Consider the following 15,628-nt stretch of genomic DNA (forward strand, 5'->3'; position numbering starts at 1 on the left):
ATGGTCTTGGGAAACGGGTTTCGGCGGCGTAGCGCCGCCGGAGGTATGACTGCCTTGTCACTGAGACGGAGTGTGCGATGGGACAGATTCCAGATGCACCACTACCGTGGCTGCGCGGGGGACCCGCTTAAGAATTAGCGGTTTGAGCCGCTTTCTTTTGCCTGGCGGTTTCAAAATACAAGTGCAACAGCCTCAGTTAGGATGCGTTGCATGGGAAAAATATACGAACATCTGAGCGTCGAAGAGCGCGGCGTGATCTTTGCGATGAAGATGGAGAATCGCAAATCAAGCGAGATTGCGCTCGCTTTGCAGCGCTCGCGCAGCACGATCAGTCGGGAGTTGAGGCGCAATAACTGGAAGCCGAAGCACGAACGCGGCGCACTGGGCAGGCCGCCGGTTGCGGGTGGATACAATGCAACATCGGCCGGGCGCAGGGCTGCACAGCTTCGTCATAAGCCGCGTCGCGAACGCAAGCTACAGCCTGAAGGAGCCCTGTGGGCTGAAGTGCGTCAGCATCTGGACGAGTGTCACTCGCCCGAACAGATTTCTGCCGAACTCAAACGTACCCATCCAGACGAACCTGCCTTGAATGCCTCACACGAAACCATCTACAACGCCATCTACGCCATGCCGCGTGGCGAACTCAAGCGCGAGTTGGTGGGTCTGTTAAGACAGGGGCGTAGCACGCGCAAGCCGCGCACGCGAGGCGAAGACCGACGGGGCAAACTGGTCGATATGGCTAGCATCCATATCCGGCCTCCGGAGGCCAATGAGCGGCGGATTGCCGGACATTGGGAGGGGGATCTGATCAAGGGTGCGGGCAACCGTTCGGCAGTGGGCACACTGATCGATCGCAGCACGCTGTTCGTGATGCTGGTGAAGATGGAGGACAGCACCGCCGAAGCCGCGCTCAAGGCGTACAGTGCGGCGTTTGCGCCGCTCGATCCGGATTTGCTGAAGACCCTGACTTACGATCAGGGCAAGGAAATGGCGCTACACAAGAAGCTGGCCGAAACAACCGGTATCAAGGTGTATTTCTGTGATCCGCATAGTCCCTGGCAACGCGGTATCTGCGAGAACACCAATGGGTTGCTGCGCCAGTTCCTGCCGAAGGGCGTGGACCTGTCAAAGTTCACGCAGCGCGAACTCGATGCCATCGCGCTGAACCTGAATCGGCGACCTCGCAAAACACTCGGCTGGCGCCGGCCCGGCGAGGTCTTCATTGATAACTGCGCCAGACAGGGAATTGTTATCGACCCGGCTGTTGCACTTGGTATTTGAAACCGCCCCTACTTTTCTTTGCGGCAGGCAAAGAAAAGTAGGTGCCGCCCCGCACAGGGGCAACGCTAATAAACCACTAACAAAGCAAGGAAAGGCCAAAGGGCCAAAAAGACCAAAAGCCCAAAGGGCCAGATCAACAAGGAAACCGCCGACCAGGCAAAAAAAGCAAAATGCTCACCTCAATCAAAAGATTCATAAAAAAATGGCGTGCCTCCCGCGACGGCGGCCACCAACTGGACGCTCTGCTAGCGATCGCAGATAAAACCGCCCCCTATCCAGACCGCAGCGAATGGCTGATCGAACTCGCCCACTGGATCCACCGCGGCCGCACAGTCCAACCCGACCACCTCGACGCCGTCGAAACCACCACCCCAACGCACACAAGAATCCGCTATCTCCTCCACGTGCTGGACCGCAACCCGGCCTGGAAAGCCAACGTCGCCGGCATTCTGCGCGCGCTCCTGCGCGAAAGCGACGGCCTCTCGCTGCTCTGCGATGCCGGCATGCCCGTCCACTCCGGCTTCTTCGGCGCACTCTTCGAACGCCTCGAAGCCTCGCTCATCCCGCCCGCGCCAAACCGCCGCGACCTGCGAGCAATCGTCACACTGATGTTCGGCCAGCAACGCGACGCCGAATGGATCGCCAATCTGCCCACCGATCTGCTCACCCGCATCCGCGCCCTCCTCGACTACGACCAGGACGACAGCGAACAACGCGACGTCACCCCTTTCTCGCTCGACCTGCTGGCCGCGCTGCACAACCTCACCTGCCAGATCAGTTCAACCGGTCTGTCGCAAACCGTCCGCAGCCGGCTCGGCGAAGTCGACATCCGCGATGCCGGCGATGTACGCGTCGCCATGGAAAAGCAGCCGTTCTACCGGCTCACGCGCGCCATGCTGGCCGTCGAAGCAGCCCATCAGGCTGTCACCGCAGGCGGCCCGCAAGACAAGCTGCTGCATGAGGTCAACTATCTGCGCCTGCTGCTCGACGAATGCCGCAGCGCCACCGACAACGTCTTCGCCCATCTTTACCGCAATGGCGTCAGTGTCGACATCGTGTTCCAGGTCGAACGCATGCGCATGCGCATCGTGCGCGCGGAACATCTGCTGAACGCCTGGATGACGCAGGACGATCCGCACGCCGGCGCACGTCTCGCCGCCGAACTGGTGAACGCGAATCACGCGAGCCAGAGCGTCACCCATCTCGTGCGCAGCAATTTCTCGCTACTGGCGCGCAAGGTTGTCGAGTACAGCGCCGATACCGGCGAACACTACATCGCGCGCGATCGTGCCGAATACCTGAAGATGCTGCGCATGGCGGCCGGCGGCGGACTCGTGACCGTCGTCACGGTCTGCGTGAAATTCGCCATCACCGGCGCGCATCTGCAATCGATGTTCGAAGGGCTGCTCGCCGGCATCAACTACTCGGCCAGCTTCCTGCTGATGCACTTCCTGCACTTCTCGCTCGCCACCAAGCAACCGGCGATGACCGCGCCCACCCTCGCCCGTGAACTGGACGGCGTCGGCACGCCAGCAGGCGTGGACAGCTTCGTGAGTTCGGTGACCGCGCTGATGCGCACCCAGGCAGCCGCGGTGCTCGGCAACGTGCTGCTGGTGTTTCCGGTGTGCTTCGGCGTGCAATTGCTGTGGCATGCGCTCTTCAATGCCAACATCATTTCGCCGGAGAAGGCGCACGCCACGCTGCACTCGTTCTCGCTGCTCGGGCCGACGCCGTTCTATGCCGCGTTGACGGGCGTGCTGCTGTGGTCGTCGAGTTTGCTGTCGGGCTGGGCGGACAACTGGTTCGTCCTGCATCGCGTGGCCGACGCGCTTGCCTATAACCGGCGCCTGCGCATGACGCTCGGCGTGGCCGGCGCCACCCGGCTCGCCGAGTTTTGCCGCTCGAATGTAGCGGGCGTGGTGGGCAATATCACGCTCGGCCTCATGCTCGGACTCGTGCCAGCGATCCTGACCGCGTTTGCCTTCACTTTCGAGGTGCGTCACGTAACGCTCAGCGCCGGCTCGATCGGCGTGGCGCTCGGCGTGCTGGGTAAGGACGCGTTGAAACTACCGGAGTTGTGGTGGGCGGTCGCGGGCGTCGGCAGCATGGCGATCCTCAACGTAGCCGTGAGTTTCGCCCTCGCCTTCTACATGGCGGTGAAATCGCGCGATTTGCGGCGCAATGCGGTGCGCTCGCTGCGTGGCGCGATCTGGCAGCGGGTGTTCAGGCATCCGCTCGAGCTGGTATGGCCGGCCAAAGCGGCGCCGCAAGACAAATAGAGCCATCCGCGGGGGTCGCCCGGCAATCGGCTGCCATGCCTTCCATGTGCGGCGCCGGGCGTCCCTGAAACCACGCGCTGCTCACACGCTGCTCACACGTTACTCACGAGCGCAGGCCGCCCGCGTACGCCGCCGCGCCTCCGGGAACGCCGCCGCCTGAGCCGTCACCCCAACCGCGTACAATAGCGCCTTATCTAACGCCTTCCGGCAACCTCAATGTCCTTCGATTTCTTCCTTCCCTGTCCGCGCGGCCTTGAAGCCTCGCTCGCCACCGAGCTCGCCGAAATTGCCGCGAAGCACCTGAACGGCGCGCCGTTCACAGCCGGCGCGCAAGTGCCCGGCGGTGTGCATTTCCGCGGAGGCTGGGCCGCCGGCATGGCCGCCAACCTGTACTCTCGCCTCGCGAGCCGCGTGCTGCTGAAAATCGCGCATCGGCCGTATCGCAGCGAACAGGACATTTACGCGCTCGCGCTCGAACAGCGCTGGGAGCAGTGGTTCTCGGCGAATGAAACGCTGCGCGTGGACGTCACCGCGATCAAATCGCCGCTGCGCAGCCTCGAATTCACGACGCTGCGGGTCAAGGACGCGATCTGCGACCGTCTGCGTGAAGTGAGCGGCGCCCGTCCGAGCATCGATACCGCCATGCCCGACGTGCGCGTGTTCGCGTTCCTCACCGCCACCGATTGCACGCTGTACCTCGACACCTCCGGCGATCCGCTCTTCAAGCGCGGCTGGCGTCTCGACAAGGGTGCAGCGCCACTGCGCGAGAATCTCGCGGCGGGCATCCTGCGCCTGACCGGCTGGACTGCCGGCACGCCGTTGTACGACCCGATGTGCGGCAGCGGCACCTTCCTCGCGGAAGCCGCGCAAGTGGCGCTGAATATCGCGCCAGGCGCGGAGCGCCGCTTCGGCTTCGAGAAGCTCAAGCAATTCGAGGCCAAGACCTGGCAACCGCTGAAGGCCGCCGCGCTCGACGCCAAACACGTCGCCCGCAGCTCGCGCGCCGATCTGCAGATCTTCGGCAGCGACATTTCCGGCGACATGCTCGACAAAGCACGTGCGAACTTCCAGCGCGCCGGCCTGCCGACTATTCCGCTCAAGCAGGTCGACGCACGCGGCATGACGGCGCCGTCGACTGAACCGGGCATTCTCGTGGCGAATCCGCCGTATGGCGAACGGATCGAAGTGCGCGGCCGCAACGCCCGTGGTGAAATCCGCGAAGGCCGCGCCACGCGCGAAGGCCGCGACGACGATAGCTTCCGCCGCGCTCAGGAAGAAACGCCGGACAGCGAATTCTTCCAGTCGCTCGGCGATGCGCTGAAGCAGCGCTTTACCGGCTGGCATGCGTTCATTCTCACGTCGGATCGCAAGCTGCCGGGCCAGATGCGTCTGCGCGAGTCGACCAAGACGCCGCTCTTCAACGGTGCGCTCGAATGCCGGCTGTTCCGCTTCGATCTGATCGCGGGCAGCGTCCGCCAACGGCCGCAGAACAACGACACGCCGGCGGCCTAAGCCGGAGCAGAACGACATCGAAAAACCGCGGACCTGGTCCGCGGTTTTTTTTCGCCGGCACCTCAGTATTGCGACACCCGCGACACCCCCGACACCCGCCAAGCCCTACTGACACTACGCTGTCAGTAGCCCTCACGCACACTCCTTCTCACGCCATCCGGCGCTTTGCACGGCTTACCGCCATCCACAGGAGAGTGTCATGTCCGCTTCATCCAAAGTTGTTGCATGGTTCGAGATTCCGTCCGTCGATTTCGCTCGCGCCGTGCGCTTTTACGAAGCCGCGCTCGACGTCAAGCTGCGCCATGAGGAAGTCGGCGGCCAGCCGATCGCCATCTTCGGCTACGAGGAACCGGCCACCGGCGGCGCAATCGTCCATAGCCCGTCGACGACGCCGACCGGCGACGGCGTGCTCGTCTATCTGAACGCCCAGCCGACGGTCGACGCCACCCTCGCCCGTATCGAAAAGGCCGGCGGCAAAACCGACGGTCCGGTGATCAAGCTGCCGCAGGACATCGGCTACATCGCGTTCTTCACCGATACGGAAGGCAACCGCCTCGGCCTGCATTCGCTGACCAACGGTTGAGCACGTGATTCGGCGCACCAGCGCGGCGGCCGGCAGGCGCCGCACGGAACGCTGACCGGAGCGCGGCATGCGGCGCTATCATCGTGGGTCTGTCCCCGTCCTTTTCTACAAGACGCCCACGATGACGCGACGCGCCGACCGCCTGTTCCAGATCGCCGAACTGTTACGCGGCCGACGTCTGACCACCGCACAACAGCTCGCCGACTGGCTGAATATCTCGCTGCGCACGGTCTATCGCGACGTGCGCGATCTGCAGCTCTCAGGTGTGCCAATCGAAGGCGAAGCGGGTATCGGCTACCGCTTGAGCCGCGCGGCGAGCCTGCCGCCCCTCACCTTCACCGCCGACGAACTGGCCGCGCTCGCAGCGGGCGCACGCATGCTCGAATCGTGGGGCGGTGCCGGCTTCGCGAGCGGCGCACGCGGGGCGTTGGCGAAGATCGCCTCGGCAATGCCCGCCGACAAACGCGCCACGCTCGAACGTCTGGCGATCTTCGCGCCGTCGTTTCATATCAAGGCGGATTTTTCGGCGAAGGTAGATGTGCTGCACCGGGCGATCGATGCACGTCAGGTGGTGAGCTTCGCCTATACCGATGCGAACAGCGCGGACACCGAGCGGCGCGTGTGGCCACTGTCGCTGGCTTATTGGGGGGCGCGCTGGACGCTCGGCGCGTGGTGCGAATTGCGCGGCGATTTCCGCAATTTCGGGCTGGAGAGGATCCGCGATCTTCAGGTGCTTGAAACGTATCCGGATCAGGAAGGGCGACGATTGGCGGATTGGCTGCGGCACGTGAATGGGAAGCAGCGATAAAGATGCAGATGCGGTTTGCGGCCTGCCGCGAGGCAGGCCGCGGTAACACGGTGGCCAGTTATTCCACCGCTTTCACCATATCCTCGATCACCTTCTTCGCGTCGCCGAACACCATCATCGTCTTGTCCATGTAGAACAGGTCGTTGTCGAGACCGGCGTAGCCCGCTGCCATCGAACGCTTGTTCACGATGACCGTGCGCGCCTTGTACGCCTCGATGATCGGCATGCCCGCGATCGGCGACTTCGGATCGTTCTTCGCGGCCGGATTCACCACGTCGTTCGCGCCGAGCACCAGCACCACGTCCACCTGACCGAACTCGCCGTTGATGTCGTCCATTTCGTAGACCATGTCGTACGGCACCTCGGCTTCCGCGAGCAGCACGTTCATGTGCCCCGGCATGCGTCCGGCCACCGGGTGAATCGCGTACTTCACCTCGATGCCCTTTTCGACCAGCTTGTCGGTGAGCTCCTTCAACGCATGCTGCGCACGCGCCACGGCGAGGCCGTAACCCGGCACGATCACCACGGTTTCGGCATTGCCGAGCATGAACGACGCATCGTCGGCGGAACCCGATTTCACCGGACGCTGCTCGGCCGCGCCACCCGCCGCCGCCGCGCCTGGCTCGTTGCCGAAGCCGCCGAGAATCACGTTGAAGAACGAGCGGTTCATCGCGCGGCACATGATGTACGACAGGATCGCACCCGACGAGCCCACCAGCGAGCCCGCAATAATCAGCATCGGATTGTTCAGCGAGAAACCGATGCCCGCCGCCGCCCAGCCCGAATACGAGTTCAGCATCGACACGACCACCGGCATGTCCGCGCCACCGATAGGGATGATGATCAGCACGCCGAGCACGAACGCGATCAACGTCATGATGATGAACGGCAGCCACGATTGCGTGAGGAAGAAGATCACGCCGAAGCCGAGCATCCCGATCGCAAGAAACAGGTTGATGAGGTGCTGCCCCGCATAGACCACCGGTGCGCCCTGGAACAGCCGGAACTTGTACTTGCCCGACAGCTTGCCGAACGCAATCACTGACCCGGAGAACGTAATTGCGCCGACGAACGTGCCGATGAACAGTTCGACGCGATTGCCATACGGTAGAAAACCCGGAATCGCATTGTCAGGATCGACGAGGCCGAATGCCGCCGGCTCCGACACCACCGCATACGCGATACACACGGCCGCAAGACCGATCAGCGAGTGCATCGCCGCGACCAGTTCCGGCATCTTGGTCATTTCGACGCGTGCCGCGACGAACGCGCCAATCGCGCCGCCGATCACCAGCGCGACCAGCAGCAGGCCGAGCCCGAGGCCCAGATTCGAGCCGAGCGCGTTCGCCTGTTTGACGATCAGCGCGATGGTCGTGAGGATCGCAATCGCCATCCCGACCATGCCGAACGTATTGCCCGTGCGCGCCGTCTTCGGATTCGACAGCCCCTTGAGCGCCTGAATGAAACAGACCGACGCGACCAGATAAAGCAGCGTGACGACGTTCAGACTCATTACGCGTTCTCCTTGGCCGTCTTGTCCGCAGTTTTGTCATTGGTGAGCTTCTTCGGCTCTTTCTTCCTGAACATCTCCAGCATTCGCCTCGTCACGAGAAATCCGCCGAACACGTTCACCGCCGCAAGCGCGACGGCCAGCGTGCCGAAGAACTTGCCGGTGTCGCCCACGGTGAGGCCTGCCGCGAGCATCGCGCCGACGATCACGATCGCCGAGATCGCGTTGGTCACCGCCATCAGCGGCGTGTGCAGCGCGGGCGTGACGTTCCAGACCACATGGTAGCCGACGTAGATCGCCAGCACGAAGATGATCAGGTTGATGACGGTGTGGTTGATGACTTCCATCGCCGCTCTCCTCTATGCCTTGCGTGTGACTTCGCCGTCGCGGGCCAGCAGCGTGGCCGCGACGATGTCGTCTGCGAGATCGATATTCAGGGCGCCTTCCTTGCTGATGATCAGCTTCAGGAAGTCGAGCAGGTTGCGTGCGTAGAGCGACGACGCGTCGGCGGGCACCATCGAAGCGAGATTCGTATAGCCGACGATCGTCACACCATGCTTCACGACAACCTGGTCCGTTTCAGTCAGCGGGCAGTTGCCGCCGCGCTGGCCTTCGTACTCGGCACCGCGTCCAGCGGCCAGATCGACCAGCACGGAGCCCGGCTTCATCGCCTGCACGGTTTCCACCGAGATCAGCGTCGGCGCGGCACGGCCTGGGATCAGGGCGGTCGAGATCACCACGTCGGCCTGTTTCGCGCGTTCGTGCACCAGTGCGGATTGGCGCGTGAGCCATGAAGGCGGCATCGGTCGCGCATAGCCGCCGACACCCTGCGCGGCTTCGCGCTCTTCGTCAGTCTCGTACGGCACGTCGAGGAATTTGGCGCCGAGCGATTCGATCTGCTCCTTGACCGCGGGACGCACGTCGGAGGCTTCGATTACCGCGCCCAGGCGCTTGGCGGTCGCGATCGCCTGCAGACCGGCCACGCCAGCGCCAAGAATCAGCACGCGGGCCGCTTTGACGGTGCCTGCGGCCGTCATCAGCATCGGCATGAAGCGCGGATAGAGCGTGGCGGCCAGCAGCACCGCCTTGTATCCGGCGATGTTGGCCTGCGACGACAGCACGTCGAGACTCTGCGCGCGCGTGGTACGCGGCGCGGCTTCGAGTGCGAACGCGGTCACGCCGGCAGCCGCCAGCTTTGATGAGTTTTCGGTATTAAACGGATCGAGCATGCCGACCAGCGTCGCGCCGCGCTTCAGAAGCGGCAGTTCGGCGTCGGTCGGAGACTGGACCTTCAGAACGAGATCGGCCCCAAACGCAGTTGCCGCGTCGACGATTTCCGCGCCGGCCGCTGTAAAGGCTTCGTCAGGAAAGCTCGCGCCGGTGCCGGCGCCGCTCTGGATCGTGACCCGGTGGCCCTGGGTCACATACTTCTTGACCGTTTCGGGCGTCGCGGCGACGCGGGTTTCGTGCGCGCGCGTCTCGGCTGGCACTCCGATGTGCATCTTTGTTCCTCCTCGACTTCCTGTTTTACGACAGAGCTGCCGACGAGGCACGCCGGCTTGCAAGTGCAACGGCTAACGGCGTCACTTTAACCGAAACCTGGGGGTGCGCCGAAATCGGGGACAATCCGGGGGTCTTGGCCCGGCGGGCGCCTTGCAGGATGCCGGCCACGGGGCGCCGATCATGTTGCTCATGCCGCTTGCGCCTGAGTAGCCGCTCGGCCCGCAGCCGGTCGCCCGCCGCCGGTCGCCCGCTTCCCGGCAGCCCAAGCCTATAAACGGTAAAATGCGCACCCATGAAACCGGAAACTTGGCTGCCGCACGTTACCGTTGCGGCCATCGTCGAGCGTGATGGGCGTTTTCTCGTCGTCGAGGAACATACCGCCGACGGCCTGCGCCTGAATCAGCCCGCCGGCCATTTGGAAGCGGGCGAAACGCTGGTGGAAGCGGTCATCCGCGAGACGCTCGAGGAAACCGCGCATCCGTTCACGCCCGAGGCGCTGGTCGGCATGTATATGACGCACTTCGAGCGACCCGGCAGTGAGGGCGTGACGTATCTGCGCTTCACCTATTGCGGCACGAGCGGCAGAGCGGATGCAGAGCGCGCTCTCGATCCCGACATTGTCCGCACGCTGTGGATGAGCGCCGACGAATTGCGCGCCTGCCCTGAACGGCATCGCACGCCGCTCGTCATGCAATGTCTCGACGACTACCTCGCGGGGCGGCGTTTCCCGCTTGATTTCGTGCACACGCATTCGGTCGGGCACAAACAGGCATAGTAGGCAGGCAGCAACAGACGTCCCACGGCCTAACCCGTCAAACAAGCCGGATCCGTCACGAGCGGCCAGGCAGGCGGGCAAGTAACACGGTCACCCACGATCCATGAAGTCACGCAGTACCCAGTGAGCACCTTATGAGCAAGCAGAAAGTCGTAGTAGGCATGTCAGGCGGCGTCGATTCGTCCGTCACCGCGTGGCTGCTGAAGGAACAGGGCTACGACGTGGTCGGCCTGTTCATGAAAAACTGGGAAGACGACGATGACAGCGAGTACTGCTCGACCCGGCAGGACTGGATCGACGTCGTCTCGGTGGCAGACCTGATCGGCATCGACGTCGAAGCGGTCAACTTCGCCGCCGAATACAAAGATCGCGTGTTCGCCGAATTCCTGCGCGAATACTCGGCCGGCCGCACGCCGAATCCCGACGTGCTGTGCAATGCCGAAATCAAGTTCAAAGCCTTCCTCGATCACGCCATGTCGCTCGGCGCGGAAACCATCGCGACCGGCCACTATGCGCGCGTGCGTGAGAACAACGGCCGCTTCGAACTGCTGAAGGCCTTCGATCATACGAAGGACCAGTCGTATTTCCTGCATCGGCTGAACCAGGCCCAATTGTCGAAGACGCTGTTTCCGCTCGGCGAAATTCCCAAGACGAAAGTGCGCGAGATCGCCGAACAGATCGCGCTGCCGAATGCGAAGAAGAAGGATTCGACCGGCATCTGCTTTATCGGCGAACGGCCGTTCCGCGACTTCCTGAACCGCTATCTGCCGACCAAACCGGGCCCGATGAAAACCCCCGACGGCAAAGTGATCGGCGAACACATCGGCCTCGCGTTCTACACGTTCGGGCAGCGCAAGGGCATCGGCCTTGGCGGCAGTAAGGACGGCAGCGGCGAGCCGTGGTTCGTTGCCGGCAAGGACATTGCGTCGAATACGCTGTATGTCGCACAAGGCCATGACCATCCGTGGCTGCTGAGTCATACGTTGAGCGCGGGCAATACGAGCTGGGTCGCGGGTGAACCGCCGGCTGAAGATTTCGCATGCGGTGCGAAAACCCGCTATCGGCAAGCGGATGCGCGTTGCTCGTTCAGCGCGGCTGGTGTCGGCGAAGGCCTCTTCGAGCTGAATTTCGACGCCGCCCAATGGGCTGTCACACCGGGGCAATCTGCGGTGCTCTACGATGGCGACGTGTGTCTCGGCGGCGGCATCATCGAACACGCGGTGACCGGGCAACCAACGGTGCGCGAGGCGCAACAGGCAGCGTTGCTAACCGCCCGTTGACCTGCGAGTTTGAGCCAGATTCCCTTGAGCCGGCTTCCCAATAACAAGCAGTCGTTCGTTTCCCTTCGCGGCTGATTCCGCCTGCGCCGAGCGCGTCGACGATCCCTCCGCGACGATTCCCACTGCACTGGAGTCCCCATGCTTTCTCGACGTTATCTGGCAATGTGGTGCGCAGTCATTCTGCTCGCAGCCTGTGCGGCGCTCGCCGCGGCGCATCACATTTCGTGGTTCTGGATCATCGTGCCGGTGGCGCTCGTCGCGCTCGGCCTGTTCGATCTGACGCAGCAACGCCACGCGATTCTGCGTAACTATCCGCTGTGGGGCCACTTCCGCTTTCTATTCGAATTCATCCGCCCGGAAATCCGCCAGTATTTCGTCGAGGACGACACCGACGAGAAACCGTTCTCGCGCGCACAACGCAGCATCGTGTATCAGCGTGCCAAGAACGACGTCGATAGCCGCCCGTACGGCACCGAACTCGACGTCAAGGCCGTCGCGCACGAATGGATCAGCCACTCGCTTGCGCCGACCACGATCGCCAGCCACGACTTCCGCATCGTCGTCGGACCCGACCGTGCGCAGCCTTATTCGATGTCGATCTTCAACGTCTCCGCGATGAGCTTCGGTTCATTGTCGGCGAACGCGATCATGGCGCTGAACCTCGGCGCGAAGAAAGGCAACTTCGCGCACGACACGGGCGAAGGCTCGATGTCGAAATACCACCGCGAGCATGGCGGCGACATCATCTGGGAAATCGCTTCGGGTTACTTCGGCTGCCGCAACGACGACGGCACCTTCAGCGCGGAGAAGTTCGCGAAGCAGGCCGCCGAGCCGCAAGTGAAGATGATCGAAGTGAAGCTCTCGCAAGGCGCGAAGCCCGGCCACGGCGGCGTGCTGCCGGCCGCCAAGATCACGCCCGAGATCGCGGAAACGCGCGGCGTGCCGATGGGCCGCGATTGCATCTCGCCCGCCACCCACTCCGAATTCTCATCGCCGCGCGGCCTGCTCGAATTCGTCGACCGCTTGCGCACACTGTCCGGTGGCAAGCCGACCGGCTTCAAGCTGTGCATCGGGCATCCGTGGGAATTCTTCGGCATTGCGAAAGCGATGCTGGAGACGGGCATTCTGCCGGACTTCATCGTGGTCGACGGCGCGGAAGGCGGCACGGGTGCGGCGCCGCTGGAATTCACCGACCACGTCGGCGTGCCGTTGCAGGAAGGCTTGCTGCTGGTGCACAACACGCTGGTGGGCATCGGCCTGCGTCAGCGCATTCGCATTGGCGCGAGCGGCAAGATGATCACCGCGTTCGACATCACCAAGACGCTGGCGATCGGTGCGGATTGGGTCAACGCGGCGCGTGGCTTCATGTTCGCGGTCGGTTGTATCCAGGCGCAGACCTGCCACACCGGCCGCTGCCCGACGGGCGTCGCGACACAAGACCCGGTGCGCCAACGTGCGCTGGTCGTGCCGGACAAGGCCGATCGCGTGTTCAACTTCCATCACAACACGCTGCATGCGCTGAAGGAAATCATTCAGGCCGCGGGGCTCAAGCATCCGGCGGAGCTGCGCGCGCATCACATCGTGCGGCGCGTGTCGTCGCATGAGGTGCAGTTGATGTCCGAGCTGTTGAAGTATCTCGATCCGAACGATTTGCTGAACGGCAACTATCGCTACACGCTGTACGAGAAATATTGGCCTATGGCGCAAAGCGATTCGTTTGCGCCGAAGATTGAATTGGCCGCGACGTAAGCCGGTTGTGGCGGCGGTGGGCTCTTATTGAACCGATCGCCGCCTGAGTCTTAGGTTTTGGCGGGGATTTCTTTCAGAAAAATAAGAATCCTTAGGAACCCGTCTTATATACATCTGCTGTGACGGACCGTACATTGGCGGATCTTCTGCACCCGCTTAATGTTCATGCTTACATCCCCTTCTGCTCCGCTGCCGCTTGCCGCTCATACGCAACTTGTCCAGACCCGTCACGGCTGGATGCTCGCCAATCCCAACGACTTCTATCTAGGCCGGGCGCTCATCGAATACGGCGAGTGCTGCGAGCTGGAATCCGCCGTACTGCGACAGTTACTGGTGCAACCGGGGATCGTTGTGGAAGTCGGCGCGAATATCGGCGTGCATACCGTCATGCTGGCTCGCGAGGCGCTGGCGCGACGCCAGGTGCTGGTTGCATTCGAGCCGCAGCCGGTGATCTTTCAGAACCTCTGTGCGAATCTCGCGGCCAATGGTTTGCGTAATGTTCTGGCGTGGCCGTATGCGTGCGGGGCGAGTGCGGGCACACTGCATTTTGCGCGGCCCGACTACGACGCACCGGGCAACTTTGGCGCCGTGTCGATGCAGACCGAGGCCGCGGCAAACACGATTCCGGTTCCATGCGTCCGGCTTGACGATGTGCTGCGCTCGCATACGGTCGGCTTGCTGAAGCTCGATGTGGAGGGGTTCGAGTTAAACGCGCTGCACGGGGCGGAGGAAACCATCGCCCGCTCGCGGCCGGTGATTTACGTGGAGAACGACCAGCGCGATCGTTCGCAGGCGTTGATCGAATGGTTGTGGGCGAAGGACTATCGGATGTGGTGGCATTTGCCGCCTTTATTCAATCCTGGGAATTTCTTTGGGCGCGCGGAGAATATTTACGACCGTGTGGTGTCGTGCAATATGCTCGCGCTACCGCGGGAACTGGAGATGGAGATCGAGGGGTTTGTGGAGGTGACGGATTCGTCCGTGCATATGTTGGTGGGTGGGAGCGGGGCGAGTGGTTGACAATGGCTGCTCGGGGTCTTCACGGATGAATCTTGCTGCCGCCGGACTGTAACGCCTATTCTGGTAGTGGACAAATGGTACTGCGCTGACACTCATCGGTTTGCAGTTGGGCAAGCGCGTCGTAGCTGCATTCGTTGAACGTGCCTACCTCCGGTTCGCTATAACCGTCCAAAGCCCACCGCTCCGCCCGAGCAAGAGTAGATAAACGAAGGGCCGCTCAAACGTGGCCCTTCTGGTGCCTGACTGTTGATAGCCTCAAAGCTAGGGACTAGCGTGTGCCACCCCCCTCGTTCTCAGCAAAGTAGCGCTTGCCCAGTTCGATGTCAGCAGGCAAGAACCGAAGCTCCGGCATCTCCATACAATTCTTTAAGTGCTTTTCAAATCGAACACGAATAGCAGCTTCCCTAAGATCGGCCGGCCTTATTCGACTGACACACAACGCGGCTTCGTGCAACACGCCGAAGATTGAATTGTGCAGGTTGCGCATGATAATTTCCTCTGTCGAACCAATATAGTGCGCCTCCCTCGCATCAGACAAATCGTACAAGCCTTTAACTGAATAGCGATCCGATAGCGGATCGTGTCGAACCAGTACGCTCAGGTCGACTACCTCGGGCCATTCGAGGAGAGCGCGTCTTAGCAAGACATTGAATTTTAACGACACCGTTACGACCTCCCTCATTTTCGAATGCGTCCGTCAGGCCAAATACTATTTGGCGTCCTTCCTTTGCTCCAGTCTTTCTCGTTCTTCCACCGCTTCCATTGGTCTCCGCCATGGCTCGAGGTGTCTTTCTCCCAAACAGAACCATCATCAAGACATTTTTTTCCGCGCGTTCCACGAATAGGTTCAAAGTTCCCCGGTGCTTCTTGCGGATTGTTCGGATAAACAACAGGATCATCAGCGCCACCGTTTGAAAATATCCCGCCGACGGTATCCCTGATCCAGTCGCTAGCCCCCTGAGCACCCCACGGCGGAGAACCCCAGGACGGTGTATTTGACCCTGCGCCCGGCGGCGGTGGGACCGGCGTGTATGGGAACGGTACCTGCAGGCCCGACGGATCACTGTACGAAACCGGATTCCCGCCTACATAAGCATACGCATTCGTCTGCCCACTCGCGTAGCCTATCGGGTCTTCACTGATGAATCTGCCCGTTGCGGGGTGGTAGCACCTATTCCGATAGTAAACAAACGCCCCGACACGAATCCACCCTCACGCGGCCCGCCTTCCCTTATCAGGCAAGCCTTTTCCGCGTATCGACTTCGCGGGCCAGAGAATTTTTTTCCAGACGCGATTCTCGATTGATTCGCATCTCGAAACAAGTGTGA

At 62.2% G+C, this 15,628-nt stretch carries 14 protein-coding genes; 9 read left to right on the top strand and 5 right to left on the bottom strand.

Going from position 1 to position 15,628, the window contains the following annotated elements:
• Positions 1-210: 210 nt before the first annotated feature.
• The 5 genes from GH665_RS18175 to GH665_RS18195 all read left to right on the top strand — a co-directional run bounded on the left by GH665_RS18175 (position 211) and on the right by GH665_RS18195 (position 6,463).
• On the top strand, positions 211-1,281 hold the full coding sequence (locus GH665_RS18175) for an IS30 family transposase (protein WP_153135631.1): 1,071 nt from the start codon (positions 211-213) through the stop codon (positions 1,279-1,281).
• 170 nt (positions 1,282-1,451) lie between these two features.
• Entirely contained in the window at positions 1,452-3,560 is a 2,109-nt protein-coding gene (locus GH665_RS18180) for a site-specific recombinase (protein WP_153137252.1), read from the top strand.
• 216 nt (positions 3,561-3,776) lie between these two features.
• On the top strand, positions 3,777-5,072 hold the full coding sequence (locus GH665_RS18185) for a THUMP domain-containing class I SAM-dependent RNA methyltransferase (RefSeq protein WP_153137254.1): 1,296 nt from the start codon (positions 3,777-3,779) through the stop codon (positions 5,070-5,072).
• Positions 5,073-5,271: 199 nt separating this feature from the next.
• Positions 5,272-5,655 carry a VOC family protein gene (locus GH665_RS18190; RefSeq protein ID WP_046566769.1) on the top strand — a complete coding sequence of 128 codons (384 nt, stop codon included), beginning with the start codon at positions 5,272-5,274 and terminating at the stop codon, positions 5,653-5,655.
• Positions 5,656-5,722: 67 nt separating this feature from the next.
• Positions 5,723-6,463 carry a helix-turn-helix transcriptional regulator gene (locus GH665_RS18195; RefSeq protein WP_153137256.1) on the top strand — a complete coding sequence of 247 codons (741 nt, stop codon included), beginning with the start codon at positions 5,723-5,725 and terminating at the stop codon, positions 6,461-6,463.
• Positions 6,464-6,521: 58 nt separating this feature from the next.
• On the opposite strand, the gene GH665_RS18200 is transcribed toward GH665_RS18195, so the two are convergent.
• From GH665_RS18200 to GH665_RS18210, 3 genes are read right to left on the bottom strand one after another with little or no spacing between them, the layout of a single operon-like run.
• Positions 6,522-7,976 carry an NAD(P)(+) transhydrogenase (Re/Si-specific) subunit beta gene (locus tag GH665_RS18200; protein ID WP_153137258.1) on the bottom strand — a complete coding sequence of 485 codons (1,455 nt, stop codon included), beginning with the start codon at positions 7,974-7,976 and terminating at the stop codon, positions 6,522-6,524.
• On the bottom strand, positions 7,976-8,320 hold the full coding sequence (locus tag GH665_RS18205; RefSeq protein WP_153137260.1) for an NAD(P) transhydrogenase subunit alpha part 2: 345 nt from the start codon (positions 8,318-8,320) through the stop codon (positions 7,976-7,978). The genes GH665_RS18200 and GH665_RS18205 overlap by 1 nt, the downstream gene beginning before the upstream one ends.
• Before the next feature lie 12 nt (positions 8,321-8,332).
• The gene (locus tag GH665_RS18210) at positions 8,333-9,475 is read right to left on the bottom strand and encodes a Re/Si-specific NAD(P)(+) transhydrogenase subunit alpha (protein WP_153137263.1); all 1,143 of its coding nucleotides are present in this window, start codon (positions 9,473-9,475) and stop codon (positions 8,333-8,335) included.
• A 293-nt stretch (positions 9,476-9,768) separates the two neighbouring features.
• Here GH665_RS18210 and GH665_RS18215 point away from each other — a divergent pair, with 293 nt between their 5' ends.
• From GH665_RS18215 to GH665_RS18230, 4 genes are all read left to right on the top strand, one after another.
• Positions 9,769-10,251: an NUDIX hydrolase gene (locus GH665_RS18215; protein WP_153137264.1), complete on the top strand. Its 483-nt coding sequence runs from the start codon at positions 9,769-9,771 to the stop codon at positions 10,249-10,251.
• Between the two features lie 134 nt (positions 10,252-10,385).
• Positions 10,386-11,531 carry a tRNA 2-thiouridine(34) synthase MnmA gene (gene mnmA, locus GH665_RS18220; protein ID WP_153137266.1) on the top strand — a complete coding sequence of 382 codons (1,146 nt, stop codon included), beginning with the start codon at positions 10,386-10,388 and terminating at the stop codon, positions 11,529-11,531.
• 138 nt (positions 11,532-11,669) lie between these two features.
• Positions 11,670-13,280, top strand: coding sequence for an FMN-binding glutamate synthase family protein (locus GH665_RS18225; RefSeq protein WP_153137268.1), 1,611 nt, complete (start codon positions 11,670-11,672; stop codon positions 13,278-13,280).
• A gap of 165 nt (positions 13,281-13,445) precedes the next feature.
• Positions 13,446-14,300, top strand: a complete 855-nt coding sequence (locus GH665_RS18230; protein WP_246216244.1) for an FkbM family methyltransferase — start codon at positions 13,446-13,448, stop codon at positions 14,298-14,300.
• 268 nt (positions 14,301-14,568) lie between these two features.
• On the opposite strand, the gene GH665_RS38945 is transcribed toward GH665_RS18230, so the two are convergent.
• Together GH665_RS38945 and GH665_RS18240 are read right to left on the bottom strand one after the other, a co-directional pair.
• Complete coding sequence (locus tag GH665_RS38945) at positions 14,569-14,787, bottom strand: hypothetical protein (protein WP_217361888.1); 219 nt, start codon at positions 14,785-14,787, stop codon at positions 14,569-14,571.
• 191 nt (positions 14,788-14,978) lie between these two features.
• Complete coding sequence (locus GH665_RS18240; RefSeq protein WP_153138578.1) at positions 14,979-15,506, bottom strand: RHS repeat-associated core domain-containing protein; 528 nt, start codon at positions 15,504-15,506, stop codon at positions 14,979-14,981.
• Between the last annotated feature and the right edge of the window lie 122 nt (positions 15,507-15,628).

It is taken from the genome of Paraburkholderia agricolaris (assembly GCF_009455635.1).
In the GTDB taxonomy this organism is placed as follows: Bacteria; Pseudomonadota; Gammaproteobacteria; order Burkholderiales; family Burkholderiaceae; genus Paraburkholderia; species Paraburkholderia agricolaris.

Bases quoted from the DNA above. Each gene is read 5' to 3' on its own strand.
- GH665_RS18175 (WP_153135631.1), top strand. From the start codon at position 211: ATGGGAAAAATATACGAACATCTGAGCGTCGAAGAGCGCGGCGTGATC.
- GH665_RS18180 (WP_153137252.1), top strand. From the start codon at position 1,452: ATGCTCACCTCAATCAAAAGATTCATAAAAAAATGGCGTGCCTCCCGC.
- GH665_RS18185 (WP_153137254.1), top strand. From the start codon at position 3,777: ATGTCCTTCGATTTCTTCCTTCCCTGTCCGCGCGGCCTTGAAGCCTCG.
- GH665_RS18190 (WP_046566769.1), top strand. From the start codon at position 5,272: ATGTCCGCTTCATCCAAAGTTGTTGCATGGTTCGAGATTCCGTCCGTC.
- GH665_RS18195 (WP_153137256.1), top strand. From the start codon at position 5,723: ATGCGGCGCTATCATCGTGGGTCTGTCCCCGTCCTTTTCTACAAGACG.
- GH665_RS18200 (WP_153137258.1), bottom strand. From the start codon at position 7,976: ATGAGTCTGAACGTCGTCACGCTGCTTTATCTGGTCGCGTCGGTCTGT.
- GH665_RS18205 (WP_153137260.1), bottom strand. From the start codon at position 8,320: ATGGAAGTCATCAACCACACCGTCATCAACCTGATCATCTTCGTGCTG.
- GH665_RS18210 (WP_153137263.1), bottom strand. From the start codon at position 9,475: ATGCACATCGGAGTGCCAGCCGAGACGCGCGCGCACGAAACCCGCGTC.
- GH665_RS18215 (WP_153137264.1), top strand. From the start codon at position 9,769: ATGAAACCGGAAACTTGGCTGCCGCACGTTACCGTTGCGGCCATCGTC.
- mnmA (WP_153137266.1), top strand. From the start codon at position 10,386: ATGAGCAAGCAGAAAGTCGTAGTAGGCATGTCAGGCGGCGTCGATTCG.
- GH665_RS18225 (WP_153137268.1), top strand. From the start codon at position 11,670: ATGCTTTCTCGACGTTATCTGGCAATGTGGTGCGCAGTCATTCTGCTC.
- GH665_RS18230 (WP_246216244.1), top strand. From the start codon at position 13,446: ATGCTTACATCCCCTTCTGCTCCGCTGCCGCTTGCCGCTCATACGCAA.
- GH665_RS38945 (WP_217361888.1), bottom strand. From the start codon at position 14,787: ATGCGCAACCTGCACAATTCAATCTTCGGCGTGTTGCACGAAGCCGCG.